Here is a 24,890-nt window from a genome sequence, read left to right as displayed (position 1 = left end):
AAAGAAGTGTAAGAGAAATGAGTGAAACAACGTGAATTGGTTTAAAAGAAAATTAGATAAAATTTTAAATAGAGATGACTATGAATATGAAGAATATTATGAAGAGTATGAGGAGCAACCAGAGCACCAACAGCCGATAAAGGAGACGCAAGCACCTACACAAAAAGCTTTTCGTTTCCCTTTAATTGATGATGAACCAGAGATTCCGCAACCTTCTTCACAACCAAAAGAAATGTTTAATCAAATGGACGATGTATACGGCCAAATTGAAGATTTATCCTTACCAAAACATTTAAATCATCAAGTTGTAGATTCCCGTGTATATGACATAGAAGTTTCTGGAATTCGTGAGCTTTTAGAAAATCGTTCGAAACGAACTGGCAGAACGACGATTACACGCGTTCAACCTAAGCAAGAATATTCGACTAAAGCGAGTATGGTTTTTCGTGATGCACAAATTGAAGCGGCACCTGTTTTTAAAGAACCGCAAGCGAAACAGGAAAATGCTGCGGAAAGTAGCATGCCACAAAATCGAAAACGTTTTGTACCAACGGATGTCCCTTCGCCAGTTTATGGTTTTGCAAAACCAAGTCCAATCGAGCAATTATTAAATAAACGCAAGGAGGAACATGAAGCAGAAAAGCCCTCCATTGCTATGATTGCAAAAGAAGCGACAACAAATAAGCCTATTGAAAATATACTAGAAGAAAAAGAGCCTACCATTACGCCAAATGATTTACATGAACAGCTTGAGATATCAAGCTTAAAGGAAGTGCCAGCGAAGCATTCAAGTGAATTTGAGGATGTTGAAGTGATAGAGCAAAGTCAAGCAATCGTTGATAAGAATAGCAAAGCTACTTCGAAGCAACCAATTACTTTTGAAGAAGTTGAAGTGACAGAGTCAAGTAAAGTAGCTTTTGAAGCATCTACGGAAGCAACACCAAAGCAGCCGATTACATTTGAAGAGCTTGAAATTCCAGAGCAGAGCGAACTGACAGATAAAGCAGATATAGAGCTATCTATACCACAAACAACATCTTTTGCTGTAAATTTTGAAGCTCAAATTAAAGATGCTGTGCAACAAGAACTAGCTGTTGAACAGCTATCAGCAGATCAATCCGAAATTCATGTAAAAGAAGTCGTTGTGGAACAATTACAAATAGAAAATTCCACAATTCATATTGGAGAAGTGACGGTTGTTCAGCCGACGAGTGAAGAAAATGAACAGCAGGTAGTCGAGGAGTCATCTTTAAAGCAAGAAAAGAGTCGCATTCCATTTAATGTCTTAATGTTAAAAACAGATAAAGAAAAATGGCGAATTTCACAACAATTAAAATCGAAAGTGCCAGCGACTGAAAAAATACAAAGCGAGATAGCGGTTACTTCCGATGATGACAAAATCGAAGATGGAGCATTGTTAGAAAATGTAAATACATCTTCAATAGAGACATCATCCCAAGAACCTTTTTCCAAAATGACAGAATCTAATAGTAATCCTGTTATCACGATGTCTCCTGTTGCAACAATGACGCGGATGCCAACTGAAAAACAGACAGCAAGTGAAGCGGATACTTTTGAAGAAAATTCAGTATCACCGATTGTTACAAATGAAATACGTCAAACAGAACAGTCAGCAAGTGAAGCGGATACTTTTGAAGAAAATCCAGTATCACCGATTATCACAAATGAAATGCGCCAAGCAGAGCAGCTAGCGATTGAAGTGGATACTGTTGAAGAAAATCCAGTATCACCGATTGTCACAAATGAAATACGTCAAACAGAACAGTTAGCAAGTGAAGCGGATACTTTTGAAGAAAATCCAGTATCACCGATTGTTACAAATGAAATACGTCAAACAGAACAATTAGCAAGTGAAGCGGATGCACATGAAGAAAATCCAGTATCACCGATTGTTACAAATGAAATACGTCAAACAGAACAGACAGCAAGTGAAGCGGATACTTTTGAAGAAAATCCAGTATCACCGTTTGTTGCAAATGAAGTAAGCCAAGCAGAACAGTCAGCAAGTGAAGCGGATACTTTTGAAGAAAATCCAGTATCACCGTTTGTTGCAAATGATTTACACCAAGCAGAACAATCAGCAATTACAGTGGATGCAAGTGAAGAAGTTTCTGCAACGCTTTTTGTCGAAACGGATTTATTACATGAAAAAACTATCGCACAATCAAATGATAATCCAAACATCATTGAGGAGAAACCTAATGATACACTGGGAACTTTAAATATAGAGCCTGAAAAAGAAATAACACCTCAAAAGCCTATTCATGTGTACCAAAAGCCAACGGATGAATTTTTGGAACCACCTGAGGAGAAAACACAAGATACAGAGTGGATGGAGCAACAAGGGGATACACTAGTTGAAGCACTATCTTATTTCCAAGTGTCAGCACAAATAGAATCGATTATGCAAGGTCCCGCCGTTACTCAATTTGAAATTACAGTTAGTCATGGTACAAAGGTAAGTAAAATTCGTAATTTAGCAGATGACTTAAAACTGGCTTTAGCTGCAAAAGACATTCGAATACAGGCGCCGATTCCTGGAAAGAGTTCGATCGGAATAGAAATTCCTAACCGTGTATCTCGTGCTGTTCGTTTATCGGAAGTGACAAATAGTGCGTCATTCCTCGATTCTGATTCACCACTTGAAGCGGCACTTGGTCTCGATTTAACAGGGAAGCCAGTGACAATTGATTTACGTAAAATGCCACATGGCTTAATTGCTGGGGCGACTGGTTCAGGAAAGTCTGTTTGTATCAATTCCATTTTGGTTAGTTTATTATATAAAGCTGCACCGCATGAATTAAAACTTATGCTGATTGACCCAAAAATGGTAGAGCTTGCGCCATTCAATCATATTCCCCATTTAGTCAGTCCGGTGATTACGGATGTAAAGGCTGCAACAGCAGCGTTAAAATGGGCTGTAGAGGAGATGGAGCGTCGTTATCAGCTATTTGCACATGCAGGTGCGCGTGATATTACACGTTATAACGCTTTAGCAGATAAAAACAATGAGCATAGTTTAAAATTACCCTATATTTTAATTGTTATTGATGAGTTAGCAGACTTAATGATGATGTCGCCAGCAGATGTTGAGGAAGCGATTTGTCGTATTGCGCAGAAGGCACGTGCTTGTGGTATTCATTTAATTGTTGCCACGCAAAGACCTTCTGTCGATGTTATTACAGGTCTAATTAAATCTAATATCCCTACTCGTATTGCCTTTGCGGTATCTTCACAAATCGATTCACGTACAATATTAGATGGGCAAGGGGCAGAGCGCTTACTAGGACGAGGCGATATGTTGTATCTAGGTAATGGCATGTCGGCACCTGTACGTTTGCAAGGGACGTTTGTAACAGATGATGAAATAGAAGCGATTATCGACCATGTTCGTGAGCAAGGTGAACCAGATTATATATTCGATCAAGAGGAACTTTTAAAGAAATCAGAAGTTACTGCAGAGCAAGATGATTTGTTTGAGGATGTCTGTCGCTTTGTTTATGAAGCAGGTGGAGCTTCTACTTCTCTTATTCAACGCAAATATCATATCGGTTATAATCGTGCTGCACGTTTAATTGATATGCTGGAATCACATGGTTTTGTGTCAGAAGCAAGAGGTAGTAAACCGCGTGAAAGTTATATTACTGAGCAAGATTTAATTGCTATGTTTGAATAAGAATTGCGGTGTTTTCGTCAAGATTATCTGACTTTCGTCAAAATTAGTTTTTTTAGAAAAGTTGCACATTTATCCTTGTGCATAAATAGTGCTATAATAGACAAGATGTTTTAACATAGTACGTATTTTTCTGTACGTGTAAAGGTATTAATACCTAGTACAAAATACGATACACCTAATAGATGATAGATGGGATATTGTATTTCCCGGGGGGTTTAATTAATGACAGTTTTTCATTTCACAGGCATTAAAGGTTCTGGCATGAGTTCGCTTGCACAAATCTTATTTGATGCTGGTGAACAAGTACAGGGCTCAGATATTGATAAGTATTTCTTTACGGAACAACCGTTACGTGAACGAAATATTCCAATTTTTACTTTTAATGCGGATAATATTAAAGAAGGTATGACAATAATCGCAGGGAATGCTTTTCCTGATGACCACCCTGAATTAGTGCGAGCACGTGAAATCGGTGTAGAAATTATTCGTTATCACAAATTTCTTGGTGAGTATATTGGCAATTACACATCCATTGCCATTACAGGTGCGCATGGCAAAACCTCTACAACGGGTTTAATGGCGCATGTTGTTGGTGGATATAAACCAACATCGTATTTAATCGGTGATGGTACTGGTGCAGGACATGAAAATGCAAACTTCTTTGTGATGGAAGCTTGTGAGTATCGTCGACACTTTTTAGCCTATAATCCTGATTATGCAGTAATGACAAATATTGACTTTGACCATCCGGATTACTTCGCAAACATTGAAGATGTATATGCAGCCTTTCAATCACTTGCCTTACAAGTGAAAAAAGCAATTATTGCATGTGGTGATGATGAGCATTTGCAACGTATTCAAGCGAAAGTACCTGTTGTTTATTATGGGTTCGGAGCTGAAAATGACTTCGAAGCACGTAATGTTGAAAAAACAACAGAAGGCACAACATTTGATGTATTTGTTCGCAATGAATTTTATAGCACTTTCTTTATTCCGCTATTTGGCGACCATGCAGTGTTGAATACATTAGCTGTTATTACACTTTGCCAATACGAGGGCATTTCATCAGAAATTATTCAAGAACGTTTAAACACATATAAAGGTGTAAAAAGACGTTTTACGGAATCGAAAATCGGGGATCATGTGTTAATTGATGATTACGCACATCACCCAACAGAAATACGTGCAACGATTCAATCGGCTAGACAAAAATATCCAGAACGTGAATTAGTAGCTATATTCCAGCCACACACATTCACACGTACGCAAGCATTTTTACAGGACTTTGCTGATAGCCTGAGTTTGGCAGATGCAGCATACCTTTGCGATATTTTTGGTTCTGCAAGGGAAACGCAAGGTGCACTGTCAATTCAAGATTTAGCCTCTCTTATTGAAGGTAGTGCTGTAATTACTACAGAAGGTATTGATGTTTTAACAAAGCATAAAGGCGCAGTGTTTTTATTTATGGGCGCAGGCGATGTTCATAAATTCCAAGATGCCTTTGAAGATGTACTAAAAAACAACGAAACAGCTTAATCCGTAAGGAATAAGCTGTTTTTCTAAAATTTGAGAAGGATTTAAGTTTTATTTGTCGAAGATAAGGTAAGTAATAGTATAGAGAGAATTCTTACTAGCAGGAGGTCTATTTTATGGAAGTCATTTTGTATATCGCAGCAATTATTGCAGCAATCGGTTTTTTATTTTTGTGTGTCAGCGTCGGTATGACGTTATTTTCGCTCAAATCAATTCTTAGCAGTTTATCAGGCACATTATCAGGCATTGAGAAACAAATGGAAGGCATTACACGTGAAACGACTTCTTTGTTAATTAAAACAAATAGCTTAGCCGAAGATATTCAACAAAAATCGGAGCAGTTAAATTCTGTTGTTCATGCAGTGAAAGGTATGGGTGAGTCTGTAAATGGTTTAAATGCATCCGTACAGCAAATTACTTCATCCATTTCTAAAAGCGTTGAACAGAACGAAGAAAAAATTGCACAAGTTGTACAGTGGAGTAATGTTGCAATGGGCATTGCAGATAAATGGAAGAAGCGTAAAATTATTGAGCAGGCACCAGAAATAATGCCTGAGGACGTATATAATTTTGAACAAGTTCAATCGGACAAGCCGAAAAGAAAATGGGGTCGCAAAAAATAATTATTATTTAGCAGGTGCTTTATTGACACCTGCTGAATATAAATAAAGCCTTAGGCGATTTTCATGTATTGCTCGCAAGTAGTAATACAGACGTCTAGGCGCATTAGATTATAAAATGGGAGGAATTGTCCATGACTACACAAAAGCCAAACTTTAACGAAGTGAAAGAACAACAACTTGAAAGTACATTACCACAGCTTTATAATTCACAGGAATCGATCTATGAAGAGGAGCGTGTAAACATGAAAGATTTCGTCATTGGCGCTTTAGTTGGAGGTATAGTGGGGGCAGCAGCAGGGTTATTATTAGCTCCAAAATCAGGGAAAGATTTACGTAGTGATGTGGCAGTGCAAGCCGTTAATTTAAAAGATAAAAGTGCAGACTTCTCGTCAACAGCGAAGGATAAAACAGTGCAACTATCAAAACAAATTCAAGAGCAATCTTCACAATTGGTAGAGAAAGTTAAAACGCTTAAGTCCGCAAAAGCACCAACTGTTTTTGATGACGGTACGGTTTCTTTTGAAGGGGAAGAGCCACTTGATGAATTCATCGATGGTGTTGAAGTAAAACAAGAGGATGTAGTAGAAGCAACTGAACAAACTGTTGAAAAACAAGAGAAAGCACAAGAGGTTCGTGCGTAAACTATAGGGGAAATTAGGATTTCCTATAGAACACTACACTAGTACTAGTTGATGATAGCGGTGGTGGTGACTCCTGTGAGCATGTGGAATGTACCGTAAAGCACGCAGGTAACATGGCACAAACCGCGCAGGAAGCATCCTCCGCAGCCTGACAACAAACAACATAGCAAAAAAGTGTTAGATTGATTACAGTCAATCTAACACTTTTTCTTTTGGCACCTACTTTTTTACAATGATAAAGGTGCTTCTTCGAGTACTATTTCTAATTGATCGCCACCGAAAATTTCTGTATCAAAGGTTGCGGGCTGTCCGTTACGTAAAATCGTAAAGTTGCCTTTAAATGTTGTAGGGAGCTGCCAATTCGAGAAACGGAATACATCCTGATAAATCCAAGGACTTCGATCTTTCTCCTGAATGCTAACTGTCGCTCCATTAGGAACCGTAGAGAGCGGTGAAACAACAGCTTGATTTACAAGCACTTCATTCGTCGTTTTTTTCAACTCTAACAGTTCCTGTTGAAAATGGACAATGATTTTGTCCTCCAGCAACACATTCATATGATCAGCGATTCGCTGTACAGTTGGTAACGATGGCTGCGAAAAAGTAATAATATCGTTATGTTGAACAGCATAAGACAGTTTTCCTGGTTTTCCATTAATTAGTAAATTCGCAGAAAACGCCGGTAAATATAATGGCTTGCCATCGACGTAAATAACATATGATTCGAATTGTTTCAGTAAATTGGTATTGTTGGTCGATGTAAACACGTCTTCTACTGTTTCAGCTATTTCATATGTGATAATATCACGATCGTTTACAAGAGCATCCATTGAAACGGATGAACCGTTAACTGTAATTTTAGGTTCAATGACATATTTTGTTTCTTGGATTGTGATCGTTTTAATGACTGCTTGATCCACTATATCTCTTATTGTAGCAGTAGCTGGAAGACCATCTTGTCCTTCTATTAGCTGAATGGCATCACCCGTTTTAATAATTGTTTTTGTAGAGGATTGTTGTCCATTCACTAAAATTTGTGCTGGTTGGCCGTGGCCACCAGGTATAAAAATATCTTGTCCGTTCACACTAATAGATAAACCATGACCTGGCTTACCATATAATTGTTTAGCACGAATATTGGCAGCTAAAAAGGCATCGCCAACAGTCATTTCTTTTAATTCAAAAAGGCGTACAATTTGTTCATTTACCGTTAAGCTCATATATTGAATCGGCATTTTCTTTGCAGCAATAGCTATGCCGATAGGTGTTACTAATTCAGGGGATGCTTTAATGTGCGCTTCCTTTGTTAAATTTTGAATGGCATCGACACCACGAACGGCAATACGATTTGCTGGTAAATCAAGGACTAGACCGATTTCAGTTGTAAGGTTAGGTGTTAAACTACCTCCACCAACGAGCATTACGGCTTTGGGAGCAGTTCGATTATTAAGACGTAATATTTCTTCTCCAATCGCCTTTGCGAGTTGTTTAACAGCTGGTTCAATTGCAGCAAGCACTTCTTCTTTAGGATAATATTGATCGAATCCTAAAATATCTTGAATTAAAATCTCCTCTGAACAATGCAGTTGGCGTTTTGCCTCCTCGGCAACAGGAAAATCAAGCAAATAATGGTCACTAAGTGCTTCGGTTATTTCATCTCCTGCTGTCGGCACCATACCATAGGCAACAACTGTACTTTTATCGGTAATGGCGATATCTGATGTACCAGCACCAATATCGACAAGTGCAACATTTAAACGGCGCATCGTAGGTGGAATGAGCACATTAATGGCAGCAATGGGCTCTAATGTTAGTGCATCCATCTCTAAATTTGCCCGTTTTAATGCGGCAATCAGTGATTCCACTACAACACGAGGAAGGAAAGTGGCAATCACTTCGATTTGTGCCTCGTCACCTTGCTGATCAAGAAGGCTACCAATTTCTTCACCATCTAGACGATAGTAAAGGACCGAATAACCAACGCAATAATAATGACTCGTTTTTGTATCCTCTTTATGTTGTAGGAGCTGTTGCTGGGCTTGTTGAACGGCCTGTAATTCTAATCGACTAATATCTTCTTCAGTAAAGATAGGACGGTTACGAATATTAATGCTCACACTTGCCTGCTCCGTTTTTAATGAACGACCTGCAGCAGCGACACTTACTTTTGATAAAGGTCCGTGCTTTTCTTCGAGCTTTTGTTTTATCTCATTAATTAACTCTGCAACGTACATGACATTATGTATTTGACCATCTACCATGGCCCGTTCTTTATGCTCTTTTACTAAAATATCTTGTACATGAAAATGATCATTATCTTCCTCTAAAATAATGCCAACAACAGAACGTGTACCGATATCAAGTGCAAATAATTTTGAACTCAATGTAATCGCTTCCTTCCTCGAAATATCTCAAAATAATTTAGCGAGTTGAAGCGCTAAATTAAAAATGCGTGACATTCTGAACAACTTTGATTATAATGATGCTAATATCTAAAAATGTAACATACATTTCAGAGTTCTGAAAGTGTCTGTCATGGGGAGAGGAGCAAGAAGTATGAGCCAAAAGGATTTAGAAAGCTTACGTAGTCAGATTGATGGATTAAACTTAGAAATTCTTCGTCTAATTAACGAACGTGCAGCTGTAGTAGATGAAATCGGTAAAATTAAAGAAAAACAAGGTGTTAATCGCTATGATCCATTGCGCGAACGACATATGCTTGATCTTATTAAAGAGCACAATCACGGTCCATTAAACCAAATGACGGTAGATTATATTTTTAAACAAATCTTTAAAACAGCTTTAAAACAACTTGAAGCGGATAAAAAGAAAGAATTACTTGTATCACGCAAGAAAAAATCAGAAGATACTGTCATTAATGTTAATGGTGAACTAATCGGCCAAGGAAAACCATCTTTCGTATTTGGTCCATGTGCTGTTGAATCATATGAGCAAGTAGCAGCCGTTGCCGCATCTATTAAAGCTAAAGGTGAAAAGTTAATCCGTGGTGGAGCATACAAACCTCGTACTTCTCCATATGACTTCCAAGGTCTTGGATTAGAAGGGCTTAAAATTTTAAAGCGTGTATCTGAAGAATATGGTTTAGGTGTTATTACAGAAATTGTGACACCAGGTCATTTAGAAGAAGCACTGGATTACATTGATGTAATTCAAATTGGTGCACGTAATATGCAAAACTTCGAATTATTAAAAGCAGCGGGTGCTACAAATAAACCGGTACTATTAAAACGTGGTTTAGCAGCAACGATTGACGAGTTCATTCATGCAGCAGAATACATTATGTCTAAAGGAAATGAGAACATCATCCTTTGTGAACGTGGTATTCGTACGTACGAAAAAGCAACACGTAACACATTGGATATTTCAGCAGTACCAATTTTAAAACAAGAAACACATTTACCAGTATTCGTCGATGTAACACATTCAACTGGTCGACGTGACTTATTATTACCATGTGCGAAAGCAGCAATTGCCATTGGAGCAGATGGTGTAATGGCAGAGGTGCATCCAGATCCATCTGTAGCACTTTCTGATTCACAACAACAAATGGATATTCCAACATTCGATGCATTCTACGAAACGCTACAAAAATTCATGAAGAATCATGAAATTCATGCATAATGATTTCACACCGCTTGCGCATTAAGCAGGCGGTGTTTACTATATCGTGACAATTTAATGTCTAGAACAGTACTATTTGTACTTGGTATTTCTGTTCATGTACGTACTTCTTCTTGAAAATGATGCGAAAATTATCGTATGATAAGGCTATAAAAGGAAAAAGGGAGGCACGTACGATGACTGTTACAATTTATGATGTTGCACGAGAAGCAAATGTTTCGATGGCAACCGTTTCTCGTGTAGTTAATGGTAACCAAAATGTAAAACCAGCAACACGAAAAAAAGTATTAGAAGTAATTGAACGATTAGAATATCGTCCGAACGCAGTAGCGCGAGGGTTAGCGAGTAAGAAAACAACAACAGTTGGCGTGATTATCCCAGATATTGCAAATAACGTTTATGCGGAGCTGGCACGTGGTGTGGAGGATATTGCGACAATGTATCGCTACAACATTATTCTTGCCAACTCAGACCAACATGAAGATAAAGAGCTACAGCTGCTAGATACAATGTTAGGCAAACAGGTGGACGGTATTGTTATGATGAGTGATGAAGTAACAGAGAAAATGCAACAATCGATGGATCATTCGCCAGTTCCGATTGTGCTTGCAGGTTCTGTAGATGAATCACAAACAATTGCCACTGTGAATATTGATTATTTCCAGGCAGCGTATGAAGCGATTTCGTTATTGATTCAAAACGGTCATACACGAATCGGCTTTGTAACAGGCCCGCTTACTTATACAATTAATGGCAAATACAAGCTTGAAGCTTATAAAAAAGCATTGCAAGATGCAGGCTTAAGTATAGATGAATCACTAATTGCTGCAGAGGAATCTAGCTATGATATGGGCTTAGAGGCATGGGAAACGTTATCTGCTCTAGAAAATCCTCCAACTGCTTATTTTGCAGGAAGCGATGAACTCGCTATCGGATTGATTCATGGTGCGCAGGATGCTGGGAAAAATGTGCCAGAGGATATCGAAGTTATCAGTTTTGAAAATTCTAAGTTAGCTCGTATGGTGCGCCCACAGCTTACAAGTGTAGCACTACCGCTATATGATATCGGAGCTGTTGCGATGCGATTATTGACTAAACTTATGAATAAAGAGCCTGTTGAGGACGAAGCGGTTATTTTACCACATCGCATTGAACATCGACAATCTGTTAAAAGCAAATAACAAAAAACACGTAAATCTAATAGTAAGATTTGCGTGTTTTTTTATTGAAATGAATTGTTTGAGAATTGTTTGGGTGACTGGCACCGGCTTAACTGCGCTTTTCAGTGCGAATAATATGTAGCGCTTTTTCTAACATTTGCGCGTTTTTTTCTTCAATTTCTGCCTTTCGTGGAATGGGCTCATAAAGAGGATTTGGGTCCTCCCATGTAGGAATAAACGGAACGGGTGCCTCTGGTTGCCAGCGCTCTAACCATGCTTGTGGTAAGGGACCTGATGGTTTTTCTTGATCGGTCATTTCTAACCATAGCATCGACCATGCGCGTGGCACAACACGCCAAATATCGTAGCCTCCACCACCAACCGCAATCCATTTGCCATCACAATATTCGTGCGCTAGCTTGTGCGCTAACTTAGGAATCTCCTTATAAATATTCATTGTCCCGTATAAATGTGTTAATGGGTCAAAATAATGTGCATCTGCACCGTTTTGCGTTAATACAACATCGGGTTTGAAAAATTCAAAGACTTCGCGCATTGCCTGTTCATAGATGTCTAAGAAACTATCATCCTCGGTAAATGCATCGATTGGAAAATTAAATGAAGTTCCATAGCCTTGCCCATTGCCTCGTTCAGTTATATTACCTGTTCCAGGGAATAAGTAGCGACCTGTTTCATGAATCGATAATGTACAAACATCGGGGTCATCATAGAAACTCCATTGTACGCCATCACCATGATGGGCATCCGTATCGACATATAGCACCCGCGCTTTGTATTTGTCCTGTAAATAACGTATAGCTACAGTACTATCATTATAAATACAAAAACCTGAAGCGCGCCCACGGAAACCATGATGTAGCCCACCGCCCAGATTTAGCGCATGTTCGGCTTTTCCTTCCATCACATAATCGACAGCAGTTAATGTGCCACCTACAAGTTGGGCACTTGCTTCATGCATATTTTTAAAGATAGGTGTATCCTCCGTGCCTATACCATAGCTTGCACATTGTGCCTCGCTGAGTTTACCATGCCCAGCATTTTTTACAATTTCAATGTATTTTGGATCATGTGCAAGCAAGAGTTCTTCTTCTGTTGCAATACGTGCAGGAACGATATCGACATCATCGAGCGCCCCTATATTTTTTAGTAAATCCATCGTTAGCGTCAAGCGTTTGTGATTGAAAGGATGTGTATCTGAAAATTTATATCCGAGTTGCTCTGGCGAATAAACAAAGACAGCCTTTTTCATTATAATGAAACACCTGGTAGATTAGGCCATAACACGTCGAAACCTTCTTTGCGAAGATTCTCAATGATAGCAAGTGGGTTTAGTGTTTTTACTCGGACGCTTAAAATTTTATTTTGTGTATTTTCAGAATCAGGATATACTAAGACGCTTTGGACATTTGCATGATGTAGATTGAAAATCTTTGTAATTTCAAATAACACGCCCGGTGTATCGCACACGCGTATTTCAATTTTAGAGCCGGGTTCAGTGGCACCAGTTAACTCAATATAGGTGTAGAGCAAATCGGTTGTAGTGACGATACCGACAAGTTTTCCCCCAGAGACAATTGGTAAACAACCGATCTTCGCTTCATAAAAAGTGAGTGCAACTTCCTCTACAAAATCAAGAGGATGACCGACAAGTGGATTTTTTATCATAATATCTTCTACCTTGGCACTAAAGACAGGAGAATTCGGCTCATCCTTCAATGGCGAAGGCAGTGCTTCTTTAATATCTCGCTCTGTAATAACACCGAGAACATGGCGTTCATTGTCTATAACAGGTAAATGACGCACCTTCTTCTCACGCATCAATTTCAGCGCTTCTAACACAGTATTTGTAGGAGCCAGTGTATAAGGCTCATCATTCATAATTTCTTCTACAATCATATACTCATCCCCTTTGTGTTGGTTTTAATACATGAAGCGATTTCTAAAACGGAGCCTATCGAATCTTTCCATTGTTTCAGGAGGCACTCGTTTGCCTTCCCGAGCCATTAGGCAGTTAGCTGGATGCGATGTAATTTCAGGATCATCTGTAGCAAAATATTCGAATCCAGCCGAGCTCATCATTCGTTCCATCATTTTGCGGTAATCCCATACATTTAACCCAGTCCCTTTTAAGTCCCAATGCCAATAATATTCAGTTGTAATAACAAGGTAATCCTCCATCTCATCCCCCATAAAGGACACCGAAAGCAAGGCTTTACCAGCCCCAGTCCCACGATAGTCAGGAATTACCTCAATGGCTCCTAACTCAATCATATTATCAATGCGGTCCTCTGCCCAACGTTCAAGCGGATCGGGATATAAATAGGTGACGTAGCCTACAATAATGTTGTCTTTTCGAATGATAATAATGCGACCTTCAGGAAGCCCTGCGATTTCTATAATGGCTTGCTGTTGTTGTTTAGGAGGTCTAAAGGCAACTAATCCCTCGTGGAATGTATACGTAGCTAATTTTTCTGGAGGAACAGGCCCTTCCACATAAACAGTACCATGCTTTGTCTCCTTTGTAACAGAAAAAAAAGTCTTTTTATGTTCCATAATTACACCACCTGAGTTTAATAATTCCATTATAGCTGATTTAAAGCCGAAAAACGCTTAAATTTACGAAATATAACTACATTTTTGGAAAAATAAAAATATTGAGACATTCTTGAAAAATTCGTGTAAAATAGATGTATATTGCAACTGTTATTTAACAGATGAATGTTGTATTATAAGCATTGCTCATATTTATAGCGCATAAACTGTTCTATAACAATTGCTACATAACGTATTTGTCTTTGGAGAAAGTGGCGAATTTTAATAGCATTCAGTAGCTGTTTTATATGGCGAAATTGTTTCAATTGCCATTATTAAATTTAATTTTCCATATGGGGATGGAGGTTCTCTTTTTATCCTTTATAAGAGGCTTCAAGGGAAATTATATTGCACGCAAGCAAAGTGCGAACGATGTGACAGGCAGCTACGCGTACGTCAAGGCCTAATTGCCAGGGGTATCGTGAGTACGATTTGAAATTTGCTTACGAATGGACTAAAGCAAAAAAAGGAAGGGGTAATTTCATGGGGATGAAAACAATGGAGAAATTGAAGGCAATACCAGGGCACTATCATTTGCCAAATTATGAGGAGGCAGCAATAAATCATGATTGGGCTGAAACTGAAAAGGCATTTAGTTGGCATAAAACAGGATTAGTAAACATGGCTTATGAGGCTATTGATCGCCATACAGAAACGTCTAGAAAAAATAAAGTGGCACTGTATTACACGGATGGAAAACGCAAAGAAGCCTATTCTTTTAATGAAATGAAAAGGCTGACAAACAAGGCTGCCAATGTTTTTAAATCAGCGACAAACTTAGAAAAAGGCGATCGTTTATTTATTTTTATGCCGCGTTCACCAGAGCTTTACTTTTCTTTATTAGGCGCATTAAAAATGGGGGTTATTGTAGGACCTCTATTCGAAGCATTCATGGAAGGAGCGGTATATGACCGTCTTTCAGATAGCGATGCAAAAGTGTTAGTCACAACGCCTGAGTTACTGGGTCGAGTACCGTTAGATAAACTACCTAACTTGCAACATGTATTTTTAATAGGTTCTGATATAGAAGAAACACCGCAAATTTTAGATTTTAATAAGCGTATGAAAGAGGCTGCTGCTACATTTGATATTGAGTGGATGGACCGTGAAGACGGTATGATTTTGCATTATACTTCTGGCTCGACAGGTGCACCAAAAGGTGTGTTACACGTGCATAATGCAATGATTCAGCACTATCAATCTACACAATGGGTACTAGATTTAGGAGACAATGATATTTATTGGTGTACAGCAGATCCAGGTTGGGTAACGGGGACATCTTATGGCATTTTTGGTCCATGGTTAAATGGGGTGACAATGCTGATTGTTGGTGGTCGCTTCTCACCACAAGCATGGTATCAAGCAATCGAGGATTACAGTGTTACAGTTTGGTATAGTGCGCCAACAGCTTTCCGTATGTTAATGGGGGCTGGTAGTGGAATGTTAGAAAATTATGATTTGTCATCATTACGCCATGTATTGTCTGTTGGAGAACCCCTTAACCCTGAAGTGATACGTTGGGGATGTGACGAATTAGGGCATCGTATTCATGATACGTGGTGGATGACCGAAACCGGCGCGCATATGATTTGTAACTATCCAAGTATGGATATTAAACCGGGTTCAATGGGGAAACCATTGCCTGGCGTCTATGCGACAATTGTAGATGATGCGGGCAATGAAGTACCACCATTTACTATGGGGAATTTAGCGGTACGTCGAGGTTGGCCTGCGATGATGCGTCAAATTTGGGGTAATCCTGAGCGATACGAATCATACTTCCTAAAAGGTGAGTGGTATGTGTCGGGTGATTCAGCTTATATGGATGATGAAGGGTATTTTTGGTTCCAAGGTCGAGTAGATGATGTCATTATGACAGCTGGAGAACGTGTAGGACCATTCGAAGTAGAAAGCAAGCTACTAGAACATCCAGATGTCATTGAAGCAGGTGTAATTGGAAAACCAGACCCTGTTCGTGGAGAAATTATTAAAGCATTTGTATCTTTGCGTGAAGGTGTTGAACCATCAGATGCTTTAATTGAGAATATTCGCGAGTTTGTCAAAAGGGGGTTATCAGCTCATGCTGCCCCGCGTGAAATTGAGTTTAAGGAAAAGCTACCGAAAACAAGAAGTGGTAAAATTATGCGACGTGTGTTGAAGGCATGGGAGTTAAATTTACCAACTGGTGATCTTTCGACGATGGAAGATTAGAAGGGGCAATAGGCAATTTATTTTTATTCAATCAGAAAACATATAGAGGGTAGGAATTCATTCGACTATGAAAGAGTTCCTACCTTCTTTTTTCTGAATGTATCGTAGCCATTCTGTATTCCTGAAATTTATAACAGAAGATTAAGAAAATACTAGAATTAAATAAAAATTCAGTTGACTTAATATTTATGCAGACGTATACTATTTTTAACTTATTTTAGAGGTGAGTGGAATGAAAGTAGGAATTGTTGGTGCAACAGGTTATGGAGGATTAGAATTAATTCGTTTTTTACATAATCATCCGGCGGTTGAACAGATAGATTTATTTACATCTTCTGAAGAAGGTGTCGTTTTTTCTTCGAAGTTCGGACATTTAGTAACAATTATAGATTCGCCATTGCAAAAAATAGATTATGAAGCATTATCGAAATTGGATGTAGTATTTGCAAGTACGCCTTCGGGTGTGACAAGTGAGTTATTACCACCTTTAGTTGGAAAAGGTCCGAAGTTAATTGATTTATCAGGTGATTTTCGTTTAAAGAATCCAGCAAGCTATGAACAATGGTACGGGAAAAAGGCAGCACCACTAAAAATTATTGAGCAAAGTGTTTATGGCTTAACAGAGTGGAATGCACATAATGTAAAAAATGCTGCTCTTATTGCGAACCCAGGATGCTATCCAACAGCTGTTCTGCTGTCGTTATTACCTTTATTAAAAGCGCAATTGATCGACCCGAATTATCTCGTTATTGATGCGAAAAGTGGTATTTCTGGTGCTGGCAATAAACCATCACAAACAACGCATTTCAGTGAAGTGAACGAAAGTTTCTCCATTTATAAAACAAATACACATCAACATATTCCAGAAATTGAGCAAGCCATTTCAATGTTTGCCAATGTGGAGACGACCATTACTTTTAATACACATTTAGTTCCAATGACACGTGGTATTTTATCGACAGCGTATGCACCCGTAATGCCTGGTATCTCAGAGGAACAATTAGTGGCTTGCCTACAAACAACATATGAAAAACATCCATTTGTACGGGTAATAACAGATATGAATAGCCTTACTACAAATCGTGTGAAGGGCTCTAACTATTGTGATATTTTCGTAAAAGTTGATAGCCGTACAAATCGAGCAACCATTGTTGCAGTTATTGATAATTTAGTTAAAGGTGCTGCTGGGCAAGCGATTCAAAATATGAATGTACAATTGGATTTACCACAAACAACAGGCCTAGATGTCGTGCCATTGTTCATTTAAGTGCCAGTCACCCAAACGATTTTGAATATTTAGAATTGTTTCGGTGCCAGTCACCAGTCACTCTTGAAACTGAGGAGGAATTAGTTTATGACATTAACAGCGTCAACAAACGTTATGAAAAAATTATCAAGTAAAAACATCGTATCGCCTAAAGGGTTTAAAGCAGCGGGGTTACACTGTGGATTAAAGCATAAGAAAAAAGATTTGGCTATTTTAGTTAGTGACGTACCAGCAAGTGTAGCTGGCGTATTTACAACAAATGCGGTTCAGGCAGCACCATTAAAAGTAACGAAAGAAGTTGTCTACACAACGAAAAAAATGCAAGCAATGATTGTCAACTCAGGTAATGCTAATGCTTGTACGGGTAAGCAAGGTGTAAAGGATGCGCAAAAAATGCAAGCTTTAACCGCTGAAAAGTTAGGGATTGCAGCAAATTTAGTTGGTGTGTGCTCAACTGGTGTAATTGGTGAAATTATGAATATGGAGCCAGTAGCTAGCGGGATATCGCAACTACAACCAAAAGATTGTTTAGAGAGTGCCATTGATTTTGCACAGGCCATTATGACAACTGATACTGTTATGAAAAATACAAGCTATAGCACAATCATTGATGGCAAAGAGATTATTATTGCAGGTGTAGCGAAAGGTTCGGGAATGATTGAACCTAATATGGCAACAATGCTAGGTTTTATTACAACAGATGCGAATATTGAATCGCATGTATTACAAGCAGCTTTATCAGATATTACGAACCTAACATTTAATGCCATTACAGTGGATGGCGATACATCGACAAATGATACGGTCGTCGTGATGGCAAATGGTGTAGCTGGCAATGATGCTTTAACATCAGCACACCCTGATTGGCATAACTTCTACTATACCTTAAAAACCGTGGCACAAGACTTAGCCAAAATGATCGCAAAAGATGGTGAAGGTGCAACGAAACTAATTGAGGTGGAAGTAGAAGGTGCTATTTCAGATGATGAGGCACGTAAAATCGCGAAAACAGTAGTTGGGTCGCCACTTGTCAAAACAGCTGTATTTGGTTGCGATGCGAACTGGGGACGTATTATTGCAGCGGTTGGCTATAGTGGCGCGACAGTTGACCCTGACAAAATTACCATTCAAATTGGTGGCGCAACAATGGTTGAAAACGGAGAGCCAATTGCCTTTTCAGAAGATGAATTAATCCAAATTTTAAAAATGCATGAAGTTAAAATACACGTGTCACTTGGCATAGGTGAAGGCAAAGGGCATGCTTGGGGATGTGACTTAACGTATGACTATGTTCAAATCAATGCATCATACCGCTCGTAAACGCATGGTGATTAAGCTAGGCGGTAGTACGCTTGAAGGCTTAAATGACGATTTTTTTGACAATTTTAAAAAGCTACAAGAGAGTGGCGTTGAACTTATTATTACACATGGCGGCGGCCCTGCTATTAATCGGGAGCTAGCTACACGAGATATTGAATCTCATACATTAAATGGTATTCGCGTAACGAGTGAAGCAGCAATGGATGTTGTCCAGTCTACATTAATCGGGAATGTTAATCCTGCGCTAGTACACGAGTTAACAACAGCGGGGATTGCGGCAGTCGGTTTAAATGGCTTTGATGGGCAATTACTTGTAGCAGACTTTTTAGACAAGGACATATACGGCTTTGTAGGTGAGATACAATCCGTGAACACATCGCTGTTAGAAGCATTAATTGCTGCTGGAATTGTGCCAGTCATCGCGTGTGTTGGAGCGAATCTAAAGGGGCAAGCGCTTAATATTAACGGAGACACTGTGGCGAGTGAAGTAGCCCTCGCTGTGGGAGCGGAGAGTTTACTTCTTGTTACGGATGTCTCCGGTATTCGTATTCAAGGCGATTATCAAACAGAAGTAACGCCTTCATTAATAACACAATGGATTGAGGAAGGTCATATTTACGGTGGAATGATTCCAAAAGTGCAAGGGGCGATCGATTGTCTAAATGCAGGAATTCCATCAGTGCAGATTGTTGGAGATACATTAGTAGGTACAACGATTTTGCCGTAAGGGGAAGGTATGGACGTCATGTTGTGGAGATGACGTCCTAAAAAATAACTTGGGGAGCTGATAGAATGAGTGCTTTATTTGAAAACTATGGCAAACGTCGTGCACAAATCGTAAAAGGGCAAGGAACTGTTGTGGAAGATGCTAGTGGCAAAAAGTATTTAGATTTCACAAGCGGCATTGCTGTTGTTAGTCTTGGGCATGCACATCCTGCTATTGTCAAAGCGATTCAAGAACAAAGTGAAAAACTTTGGCATATATCGAATTTATTTGATATACCTGGGCAAGAAAAAGTTGCCCAAAAATTAGTGGCAGATACACATTTGAAGTATGCGTTTTTCTGTAATAGTGGTGCTGAAGCTAATGAAGCGGCCATCAAACTAGCACGTAAGCATACTGGGAAACATCATATCATTACTTTTGAAAAATCATTCCACGGTCGCACGTTTGGCGCAATGTCAGCAACTGGTCAAGGTAAGGTACATAATGGATTTGGACCACTTGTCGATAAATTTACAACACTTCCATTCAATGATGTAGCGGCACTTGAAGCAACCGTTGACGATTCAGTTGCAGCCATTATGCTGGAGATGATTCAAGGTGAAGGTGGTGTTAATAGTGTAACGCCTGAATTTGCAGCTGCTATCGCCAAAATTTGCGAAGACAAAGGTGTTTTATTAATTGTCGATGAGGTGCAAACTGGTATCGGAAGAACAGGGACGCGCTATGCATATGAGCAAACCGTGTTACAACCAAATATTGTGACATTAGCAAAAGGCTTAGGCGGAGGATTCCCAGTGGGAGCAATGTTAGGAACAACAGAGTTTTATGACACATTCGGTCCTGGGACGCATGGTACAACATTTGGTGGTAATCCATTAGCAATGCATGTTGCGCAAACGGTCATTGATTATGTATTTGAGCCAAGTTTTTTAGAAAATGTGCAGAACTTATCTTCATATTTTATGAAGCAATTGCAAGCCAATTTACCAACAAGTTATACGGTACAAGGGCAAGGATTATTACTTGGAATCGGTTGCGGTGATGCAGAAGTAGCGCCTTATATTACAGCAGCGGAGGAAAAGGGGTTACTACTGGTAGGCGCAGGCCCAAATGTCATTCGACTTTTACCACCGCTTACAGTGACTAAAGCAGAGATTGACGAAGCTGTACAAATTTTAAAAACAATTTTACTATAATCTATCGTTGGCTTGTAAACTACTATAGATAAAACGAAAAAAAGTGTTAGGTTGACTGCAATCAATCTAACACTTTTTTGCTTTGCTATCCGCTCTATGGCGGTTGTTTTGTGGAAGCTTTCCTAGCGATTCACTAGATATTTTATTGGAGTTGTTTCACTAATGTCGTAACAAGACTCGGAAGCCAATCGTTTAAATGGCTGAATTTAAAGCCTGCTGCTTCTGCTTTTGCATTCGACATATACCAATGTGTTGGAATGCCATAAGGTGACTGTGATGTTTCATCACCGCCAATTAGTGATACTTTGGCTCGGTTTCCTGATTCCTGCTCAATAAGTGCAAGTAATGCCTGTAATGAAATAGTACCTGTTGCTGTGGCGTTATACGGACCTTCAATCGGTGCAGTTCCAGCAAAATATAAAAATGCTGCTGCTTCATCATCAGTAATATAACTCATTTTTGCTTCAACATTTGGCATGGATATTGGTTGCCCATTTAAAATGCGCTCAACATGAAAATGTAAGCGACGAGTATAGTCATGCTCACCAAGGACAATTGGGAAACGTACAGCGACCACTGGAAATGTTGCTTCTTTAAAAAGGACAGCTTCTGCTTGCCGTTTGCCTTCACCGTATGTGAAATCATCTCTATCGCCCATACGAATCTCGTAGTCATACGGATTAAAATCAGTTTCAGATTTCATCTTTCCATCCGCTTCATACGTCGAGAGCGTAGAGGTAAAGACGAGCTTTTTAATTTTATTTTGTAATATCTGCGCAATTTTCTGGGCTTCATTTGGAGAGTAACAAATGTTATCGTAGACGATATCCCACGTTGTAGTAGCGAGTGCTTTTGTCAATGCTTCAACATCATTGCGATCAACCGAAAGCTGTTGAACTTGTGCTCCAAAAGGATTGCCACTTTGACCGCGAGTTAAAATTGTAACGTCATGGTTATTCTCGAGGCAAAGCTCCACCAATTTTTTACCGAAAAAGCGTGTGCCCCCTAAAACTAGAATTTTCATGTTATCTACCCCTTTGTTTAGTAGTCCTCTTAATAATGACAAAAAAATAGGCTTACTACAATTGAAATTTCAATGTAGTAAGCCTAAATAATTATTCTGTAGGTGGTTCTGTAGGTGGTGTCGTATCTCCGTTATTTCCTCCAGTAGAGCCGGAGCCACTGTTAGACCCGTTGCCACTAGAGCCGGAACCATTGTTACCATTAGAGCCGTTGCCGCTAGAGCCAGAGCCATTGCCACCAGACCCGTTGCCGCTAGAGCCGGAACCATTGTTACCATTAGAGCCGTTGCCGTTAGAGCCAGAGCCATTGCCACCAGACCCATTGCCGTTAGAACCAGAGCCATTATTGCCAGACCCATTGCCGTTATTCCCATTCACTGGTGGAATAGGAACGTCTGGCGTCGTTGGTTGTTCACCTTTGTCCTCTTCTTCTGGTTTTGTCTCACTACCACCTGTTGACGCAACATTTGACTGTGGTGAAGTTAAACCAGTAATATCAACTGCTACAACTACATACGCTTGTCCGCTTGCGACGGTTATACTTTGCGTTGCTTCTAGCACCGAAGTAACTAGTGTGTTACCACCATTTGTTACATTATAAATTCGATAGCCTACCACATCATTAGATGAGCCACTCCAAGATAGTGTATTGCCTGAAATGGATGCTGTTACAGCCGCTGGTGGACTACCATCTGCTGGGAAGTCGACAGCTGATACAGATGAATTTGATAGTGATGAATTTTTAGGAAGTAGGCTTGCAGGGTTCCCACCCAGTCTACCTAACATCCGTTTAATAAAGGCTTGGTTAATACCAGCGCCACTAGATTTTACAAATTCTGCTGGTGTGTTTGGATGTGCATTATACGTTTTACCTTTAATTGTTACGACGCTTGATGAAGCGAGGCTATCATCAGGTCGTGACGGTAAAAATACTTTCGCGTTAAATAAATCTGAGCGTACCAATCCTGCATTTGCACAAGCGGCAGAAGGTGCTAGACCAGAAATACCACAGAATGAAGCAGTCACAACATTTTTTGGTGCCTTAAAGTTTGAAGGAGCATCAATTAATTTAGGATCTACATCATACATAGAATTCATTAAAGTACCCCATAGCTTGTTAATACGTACACTTGGTTGTAAATACGTATTATTAAAGGCATTAAGTGAGCGTTGTTTATCGTAGCCCATCCATACACCAAGTGAAACATTTGGATTATAGCCTACTAACCAGACATCGTTATATTTTTGGGAAGTACCTGTTTTAGCTGCAAAATCAGAAGAGAATTTTAATGTATTTTTTGCAACTGTACCTGTTCCTTTTGTTAAAACATCTCGTAACATATCCGTTACGATATAAGAAGTCTCAGGGCTAAACACTTGTACAGGTTCAACTTTATGTTGGTAAATAAGATTTCCATCTTGGTCTTCGATTTTTTCAATCATATAAGCATCGATAAATTGACCACCGTTTGCAAAAGTTGCAAATGCATTTGTATTTTCTTCAACAGTTGTACCTATTTGTAAAGCACCAATCCCTGTTGAAGGATTTGTATAGTCTTCAGGTTTTAATTGTGAGAAGTCCATTTTTGCTAAAAATTCAGCGGGACGTCTATTTAAAATATCAATGTATAAGCGTAGCGCTGAAATGTTTGTTGAGTCAGCTAACGCTTCACGTGCTGGAATAAGACCACGCTCATCGTTCGTCAAATAGTTCGTTGGACTCCAATCGCCAATAGAGAACTTGACGTCAACTAATGGACTTCCTGCACCAATAACGCCATATTCAATGGCTGGGGCATAGACAAGTAATGGTTTCATAGTTGAACCGTTCGAGCGGTAAGCTTTAGTAGCGTGGTTTAATTGATTTATTTTAAAATCACGACCACCTAGGAAGCTTAAAATTCGACCTGTGCTATTTTCGATTAAAATACTACCAACTTGAACAGGCATTTGCACATCGATTTCCTCACCTGTTACAGGATCTTTGCCTTTACCCGTATATGTCTGACCGTAGTATTTAAAATTATCGGCTGCTTTTTGCATAGCATCAAACATATCCTTGTTGATAGTGGAATAAATACGATAACCTTTTGAACGAATGTCTCGGTCTGCCAAAATCGAATATTTTTCTTGTAATTTTTCTTCCGTTTTTAAACGTTCTGAATCAATACCATCTTCATTGGCTAGTTTTTCAGCAATAATTTCTTTTGCTCGTTCCTCTAGCTCAAACGTTAACCATGGATAACGATCCTCTGGACGTGCTTCTGGTGTACGGAAGTCTGCTGTAATGTCATATGCGAGCGCATCTTCATACTGTTTTTCATTAATGTAGCCAGCTTCATTCATGCGGTAGAGCACCGTTTTCATACGATCGATGCCTAATTTTAATGCTTCTTCACTTTTTAGCACACCTGTATTTGTAAATGGTGTGTAAGTATACGGTGCCTGAGGAATACCAGCTATGTAAGCGGCTTGAGGAAGCGTTAAATCCTTTGCTTTCACATTAAAAATACCTTCAGCTGCTGTTTCAATACCTGCGATATTACGCCCTGTTGCATTTCGACCATAAGGAATAATATTTAAGTATGCCTCTAATATTTCTTCCTTTGTCATAAAGTGCTCTAAGCGCATGGCAAGTAGCAGTTCCTTCGCTTTTCGCTCATAGGAAACTTCATTTGTTAACACTTGGTTTTTAATAAGTTGCTGTGTTAATGTAGAGCCACCTGTCTGTGTGGCAGAGTTTGTAACGTCTTGCAGCAATCCTCGAATAACAGCTTTTGGAACAATTCCATTATGTTCACGGAAATATTCATCTTCCGTTGCGAGTACTGCATTAATTAAGTCAGGGGCTACTGCGCTAAGAGACGTTTCACGACGTTCTAAATCTGTACGCAATTTTCCCATATAAATATCGTTGGCAAAATAAATTTCACTTGTTTCCTCATAGTTGAAGATAAGGTTTCGTAACTCTTCTTTCGAACGTAAAGGTTCTTCTTGTACAAGTGAGGCAAAATAGCCGGCGCCAACAGAACCAACAAATACAGTGCCTACCAATGCAAAGACTAAAAATAGTAAAAATAAGTTCCAGACGACGCTGCCTGAAATACGTAATGTCTTCATCCATTTTTGTTCGAGAAATGCATCGATCTTTACATTGATTTTCTCAATCCAATCCTTCAAGGTATCGACCTCCTAAAATCTTGTTTATTATAGCATATAATGAATTGTCTCGAACATA

Annotated in this window: 17 protein-coding genes; 11 read left to right on the top strand and 6 right to left on the bottom strand. The window is 39.2% G+C overall.

Features of this window, described 5'->3' with window-relative positions:
• The first annotated feature begins 31 nt into the window (after positions 1-31).
• The 4 genes from C9J37_RS09090 (at position 32) to C9J37_RS09075 (ending at position 6,494) form a co-directional block, all read left to right on the top strand.
• Positions 32-3,697, top strand: a complete 3,666-nt coding sequence (locus tag C9J37_RS09090; RefSeq protein ID WP_235617067.1) for a DNA translocase FtsK — start codon at positions 32-34, stop codon at positions 3,695-3,697.
• Between the two features lie 222 nt (positions 3,698-3,919).
• Positions 3,920-5,233 (top strand): UDP-N-acetylmuramate--L-alanine ligase, encoded by a 1,314-nt coding sequence (gene murC, locus C9J37_RS09085; RefSeq protein WP_024363755.1) that lies wholly within the window; start codon positions 3,920-3,922, stop codon positions 5,231-5,233.
• Between the two features lie 113 nt (positions 5,234-5,346).
• On the top strand, positions 5,347-5,853 hold the full coding sequence (locus C9J37_RS09080; RefSeq protein WP_025220330.1) for a DUF948 domain-containing protein: 507 nt from the start codon (positions 5,347-5,349) through the stop codon (positions 5,851-5,853).
• A 131-nt stretch (positions 5,854-5,984) separates the two neighbouring features.
• Positions 5,985-6,494 (top strand): YtxH domain-containing protein, encoded by a 510-nt coding sequence (locus tag C9J37_RS09075; protein ID WP_107895071.1) that lies wholly within the window; start codon positions 5,985-5,987, stop codon positions 6,492-6,494.
• Between the two features lie 227 nt (positions 6,495-6,721).
• Here the strand turns inward: C9J37_RS09075 and C9J37_RS09070 are convergent, their stop codons facing one another.
• Complete coding sequence (locus C9J37_RS09070) at positions 6,722-8,878, bottom strand: cell division protein FtsA (RefSeq protein WP_107895070.1); 2,157 nt, start codon at positions 8,876-8,878, stop codon at positions 6,722-6,724.
• A gap of 172 nt (positions 8,879-9,050) precedes the next feature.
• Between C9J37_RS09070 and C9J37_RS09065 the strand changes: the two genes are divergently transcribed.
• Both C9J37_RS09065 and ccpA read left to right on the top strand, forming a co-directional pair.
• The gene (locus C9J37_RS09065; RefSeq protein ID WP_024363759.1) at positions 9,051-10,136 is read left to right on the top strand and encodes a bifunctional 3-deoxy-7-phosphoheptulonate synthase/chorismate mutase; all 1,086 of its coding nucleotides are present in this window, start codon (positions 9,051-9,053) and stop codon (positions 10,134-10,136) included.
• 176 nt (positions 10,137-10,312) lie between these two features.
• Complete coding sequence (ccpA, locus tag C9J37_RS09060) at positions 10,313-11,317, top strand: catabolite control protein A (protein ID WP_107895069.1); 1,005 nt, start codon at positions 10,313-10,315, stop codon at positions 11,315-11,317.
• A gap of 88 nt (positions 11,318-11,405) precedes the next feature.
• Here ccpA and C9J37_RS09055 read toward each other — a convergent pair whose 3' ends face one another.
• Genes C9J37_RS09055 through C9J37_RS09045 form a run of 3 tightly spaced genes read right to left on the bottom strand, consistent with a single transcriptional unit; the run spans position 11,406 to position 13,870 of the window.
• A complete protein-coding gene (locus C9J37_RS09055; RefSeq protein ID WP_024363761.1) occupies positions 11,406-12,566 on the bottom strand; it encodes an acetoin utilization protein AcuC in 1,161 nt (386 codons plus the stop codon).
• Positions 12,566-13,213 (bottom strand): acetoin utilization AcuB family protein, encoded by a 648-nt coding sequence (locus tag C9J37_RS09050; protein ID WP_107895068.1) that lies wholly within the window; start codon positions 13,211-13,213, stop codon positions 12,566-12,568. Before C9J37_RS09050 ends, C9J37_RS09055 begins: the two co-directional genes overlap by 1 nt.
• Before the next feature lie 24 nt (positions 13,214-13,237).
• Positions 13,238-13,870: a GNAT family N-acetyltransferase gene (locus tag C9J37_RS09045; RefSeq protein ID WP_025220327.1), complete on the bottom strand. Its 633-nt coding sequence runs from the start codon at positions 13,868-13,870 to the stop codon at positions 13,238-13,240.
• 522 nt (positions 13,871-14,392) lie between these two features.
• On the opposite strand from C9J37_RS09045, the gene acsA reads away from it, so the two are divergent.
• The 5 genes from acsA to C9J37_RS09020 all read left to right on the top strand — a co-directional run bounded on the left by acsA (position 14,393) and on the right by C9J37_RS09020 (position 20,630).
• Positions 14,393-16,120 carry an acetate--CoA ligase gene (acsA, locus tag C9J37_RS09040; RefSeq protein WP_407656237.1) on the top strand — a complete coding sequence of 576 codons (1,728 nt, stop codon included), beginning with the start codon at positions 14,393-14,395 and terminating at the stop codon, positions 16,118-16,120.
• 232 nt (positions 16,121-16,352) lie between these two features.
• Positions 16,353-17,387 (top strand): N-acetyl-gamma-glutamyl-phosphate reductase, encoded by a 1,035-nt coding sequence (gene argC / locus C9J37_RS09035; RefSeq protein ID WP_167397279.1) that lies wholly within the window; start codon positions 16,353-16,355, stop codon positions 17,385-17,387.
• 87 nt (positions 17,388-17,474) lie between these two features.
• Entirely contained in the window at positions 17,475-18,707 is a 1,233-nt protein-coding gene (gene argJ / locus C9J37_RS09030; RefSeq protein ID WP_107895066.1) for a bifunctional glutamate N-acetyltransferase/amino-acid acetyltransferase ArgJ, read from the top strand.
• Positions 18,670-19,434 (top strand): acetylglutamate kinase, encoded by a 765-nt coding sequence (gene argB, locus C9J37_RS09025; protein ID WP_107895065.1) that lies wholly within the window; start codon positions 18,670-18,672, stop codon positions 19,432-19,434. Before argJ ends, argB begins: the two co-directional genes overlap by 38 nt.
• Before the next feature lie 65 nt (positions 19,435-19,499).
• Positions 19,500-20,630 carry an acetylornithine transaminase gene (locus C9J37_RS09020; RefSeq protein WP_107895064.1) on the top strand — a complete coding sequence of 377 codons (1,131 nt, stop codon included), beginning with the start codon at positions 19,500-19,502 and terminating at the stop codon, positions 20,628-20,630.
• A 142-nt stretch (positions 20,631-20,772) separates the two neighbouring features.
• Here C9J37_RS09020 and C9J37_RS09015 read toward each other — a convergent pair whose 3' ends face one another.
• Positions 20,773-21,654, bottom strand: coding sequence for an NAD-dependent epimerase/dehydratase family protein (locus C9J37_RS09015; RefSeq protein ID WP_107895063.1), 882 nt, complete (start codon positions 21,652-21,654; stop codon positions 20,773-20,775).
• Positions 21,655-21,745: 91 nt separating this feature from the next.
• Positions 21,746-24,832: a transglycosylase domain-containing protein gene (locus C9J37_RS09010; protein ID WP_107895062.1), complete on the bottom strand. Its 3,087-nt coding sequence runs from the start codon at positions 24,830-24,832 to the stop codon at positions 21,746-21,748.
• Positions 24,833-24,890 lie beyond the last annotated feature (58 nt).

The sequence above is a fragment of the Lysinibacillus mangiferihumi genome (genome assembly GCF_003049665.1).
Lineage (GTDB): Bacteria > Bacillota > Bacilli > Bacillales_A > Planococcaceae > Lysinibacillus > Lysinibacillus mangiferihumi.
This window is presented reverse-complemented; position numbering and strand designations above follow the sequence as displayed.

What these genes read in the sequence shown, in the direction of transcription:
- murC (WP_024363755.1), top strand. Translation starts at nt 3,920, where the DNA reads ATGACAGTTTTTCATTTCACAGGCATTAAAGGTTCTGGCATGAGTTCG.
- C9J37_RS09080 (WP_025220330.1), top strand. Translation starts at nt 5,347, where the DNA reads ATGGAAGTCATTTTGTATATCGCAGCAATTATTGCAGCAATCGGTTTT.
- C9J37_RS09075 (WP_107895071.1), top strand. Translation starts at nt 5,985, where the DNA reads ATGACTACACAAAAGCCAAACTTTAACGAAGTGAAAGAACAACAACTT.
- C9J37_RS09065 (WP_024363759.1), top strand. Translation starts at nt 9,051, where the DNA reads ATGAGCCAAAAGGATTTAGAAAGCTTACGTAGTCAGATTGATGGATTA.
- ccpA (WP_107895069.1), top strand. Translation starts at nt 10,313, where the DNA reads ATGACTGTTACAATTTATGATGTTGCACGAGAAGCAAATGTTTCGATG.
- C9J37_RS09055 (WP_024363761.1), bottom strand. Translation starts at nt 12,566, where the DNA reads ATGAAAAAGGCTGTCTTTGTTTATTCGCCAGAGCAACTCGGATATAAA.
- C9J37_RS09050 (WP_107895068.1), bottom strand. Translation starts at nt 13,213, where the DNA reads ATGATTGTAGAAGAAATTATGAATGATGAGCCTTATACACTGGCTCCT.
- C9J37_RS09045 (WP_025220327.1), bottom strand. Translation starts at nt 13,870, where the DNA reads ATGGAACATAAAAAGACTTTTTTTTCTGTTACAAAGGAGACAAAGCAT.
- acsA (WP_407656237.1), top strand. Translation starts at nt 14,393, where the DNA reads ATGGGGATGAAAACAATGGAGAAATTGAAGGCAATACCAGGGCACTAT.
- argC (WP_167397279.1), top strand. Translation starts at nt 16,353, where the DNA reads ATGAAAGTAGGAATTGTTGGTGCAACAGGTTATGGAGGATTAGAATTA.
- argJ (WP_107895066.1), top strand. Translation starts at nt 17,475, where the DNA reads ATGACATTAACAGCGTCAACAAACGTTATGAAAAAATTATCAAGTAAA.
- argB (WP_107895065.1), top strand. Translation starts at nt 18,670, where the DNA reads ATGACTATGTTCAAATCAATGCATCATACCGCTCGTAAACGCATGGTG.
- C9J37_RS09020 (WP_107895064.1), top strand. Translation starts at nt 19,500, where the DNA reads ATGAGTGCTTTATTTGAAAACTATGGCAAACGTCGTGCACAAATCGTA.
- C9J37_RS09015 (WP_107895063.1), bottom strand. Translation starts at nt 21,654, where the DNA reads ATGAAAATTCTAGTTTTAGGGGGCACACGCTTTTTCGGTAAAAAATTG.